The sequence below is a fragment of the Planomonospora algeriensis genome, assembly GCF_977012225.1.
This window is the reverse complement of the sequence record NZ_CDRNDK010000734.1, coordinates 1-2,102: the sequence shown is the minus strand read 5'-3', so window position 1 is coordinate 2,102 and position 2,102 is coordinate 1. Positions and strand designations below refer to the sequence as shown.

At 71.5% G+C, this 2,102-nt stretch carries 2 protein-coding genes; one reads left to right on the top strand and one right to left on the bottom strand.

The window, feature by feature from the left end; all coding sequences use genetic code 11:
- Positions 1 to 592 precede the first annotated feature (592 nt).
- Entirely contained in the window at positions 593 to 1,465 is an 873-nt protein-coding gene (locus tag ACWJ6R_RS35185) for a hypothetical protein (protein WP_449066350.1), read from the bottom strand.
- 218 nt (positions 1,466 to 1,683) lie between these two features.
- Here ACWJ6R_RS35185 and ACWJ6R_RS35180 point away from each other — a divergent pair, with 218 nt between their 5' ends.
- Positions 1,684 to 2,091, top strand: a complete 408-nt coding sequence (locus ACWJ6R_RS35180; protein ID WP_449066349.1) for a cobalamin B12-binding domain-containing protein — start codon at positions 1,684 to 1,686, stop codon at positions 2,089 to 2,091.
- The last annotated feature ends 11 nt before the right edge of the window (positions 2,092 to 2,102 follow it).

The window sequence follows — 2,102 nt, the reverse complement described above, 5'->3', positions numbered from 1 at the left end:
GGCCCCGCTCCGTGCGGCACCGCTCCGCGCGGTGTCGGCCTGCGTGGTGTCGGCCTGCGCCGTACCCTGCTGCGGCGGCGCGGCGGCCAGCGCCACCGCGACGAGCGGAACGGCCCACCGTCTCATCGGATCCCCCTCACCGGAAGCCAGGATCCGCCAAGCTAGGCCACCGGCGTCCGCGCGGCTATGCCGCGGGCTGACAACTCCGCATTCCGGCTTTGCGCGAGGATGAGCCGTTCCAGTGGGGAATGTCCCGGGAGCCGGGCGGCCGGCGGGGAATCGGCGTGCTCTCCGGGAAGAGGCCGGGGCGACGCATGTCCACGGGATATCGATATTCCGCGTGATATCCGCCCGCGGGAGCACTGTTCGCTGATTACATGAGCGCGCGAGACGCGGCGATGGATGGACCGGTCAGGGAAAGGCCGCCTCGCGGGGTGGGGTGCCCATTACGGGAGACGGCCGGGAGCGGTGTTCGCCGCTCCCGGCCGTCTCCTGGACCGCCCGCCGTACGGCATGCCGTACGGCGGGCGCGGTTCCTCCCGGACCCGGTGGTGGCGCCGGGCCCGGAAGGCGTTCGGCTACGTCGGCGCCGTCAGTCGTTGCTGCGGTGCGAGCCCAGGGTGTTGACGAGCTCCTTGGGGTCGGGCACGTCGGCGCCCAGGTCCTTCTCGTCGGCGACCTGGTCGGCGGGCGGAGCGGTGACGGTGACCTTCGAGCCCCAGCCGCTGAAGCGGGTGTCGGACGTCGTGGTCAGCGACGACTTGCCGATGGAGAGGGTCTCGGTGACCGCCGCGCGCTGGGGCAGGCCCTTGCCGTCGAGCCAGAGCCGCCAGGAGATCTCGGTCTTGCCGGACTCGCCGGTCGGCTTGGTGCGGACGGTGGCGCGGAAGTGCGAGGAGAGCTTGTACAGCTCCGCGTAGGTCAGCGTGCCCTGGTGCCGCCGGCCGTCGCGGGAGTGCTTGCCGGAGGGGTCCTTCACCAGGGCGGCCAGCACGGCCGGCTCCAGCACGTCGGGGTGCTGGAGGAAGAGGGCGCTGCCGCCCTTGCCGCCCACCCAGGTCTTGCCCTCGGGGAGCAGTCCGTCGTAGACGTCGCCCGAGGCGTAGAGGCGGTCCTTGATGCTGATCACGCGGTAGGAGCCGTTGCCGGACTTCCCCCCGCCGCTCTTCACACCGGAGGTCATCCGCATGGCGAGGTCGTAGGCGGCCGGGCCGGTGGGCCCGAACTGCACCTTGCCGTTGAGCTTGGCCTTCAGCAGGGTCGTCCCGTCGGAGGACATGCGCGCGGTCTGGCTGACCCGGACACCGCGGCCGGTCTGGAACTGCCGCTTGAGCGCGTCCGCCGGAGCGGGGGCCGAGGCGGTGGCGGAGGTGGCGGCGGGGGCGGCGTGTGCGGTGGCGGCGGTGGCGGTGGCCAGTGCCGGTGCGGCCAGCACCGCGGCCGTCAGGGCGATCGATCGCCTCATGTGAATTAGCCGTCCTTTTGTATGGATATGAGGGGAAAGCATTCTGTCAGTTAACGATCAACTGCGAGACGCGGTTCCGCCCCGTGAGAGGGCCCACGCCTCAGGCGTCCCGCGTCCGGGGAGGTTCCGTTCCCGCGGGAGTCCGGTCCCGCCGGGCCGGTTACGCTGCGGACAGCCGCCGCCCACGAGTGGGCGGGACGCAGACGAGGAGGTCTGTCATGGATGCCGAGCCGAGGATCCGCGTGGTCATCGCCAAACCGGGGCTGGACGGCCACGACCGGGGCGTGAAGATCGTGGCCAGGGCGCTGCGGGACGCCGGGATGGAGGTCGTCTACACCGGCCTGCACCAGACGCCCGAGCAGATCGTGCGCACCGCCGTACAGGAGGACGCCGCCGCGGTCGGCCTGTCGATCCTGTCGGGGGCCCACATGACCCTCTTCGCCAAGGTGATCGAGCTGCTCAAGGAGAACGACGCGGGCGACATCGTGGTGTTCGGCGGCGGGATCATCCCGGAGGACGACATGCCCGAACTGGAGAGGATGGGCGTCGCCCGGATCTTCACGCCGGGGGCGACCACGGAGGAGATCGTGGACTGGGTGAGGAGCAGCGTCCCCGCCCGGGTCTGACCCGCCTCCCG

Bases quoted from the DNA above. Each gene is read 5' to 3' on its own strand.
- ACWJ6R_RS35185 (WP_449066350.1), bottom strand. From the start codon at position 1,465: ATGAGGCGATCGATCGCCCTGACGGCCGCGGTGCTGGCCGCACCGGCA.
- ACWJ6R_RS35180 (WP_449066349.1), top strand. From the start codon at position 1,684: ATGGATGCCGAGCCGAGGATCCGCGTGGTCATCGCCAAACCGGGGCTG.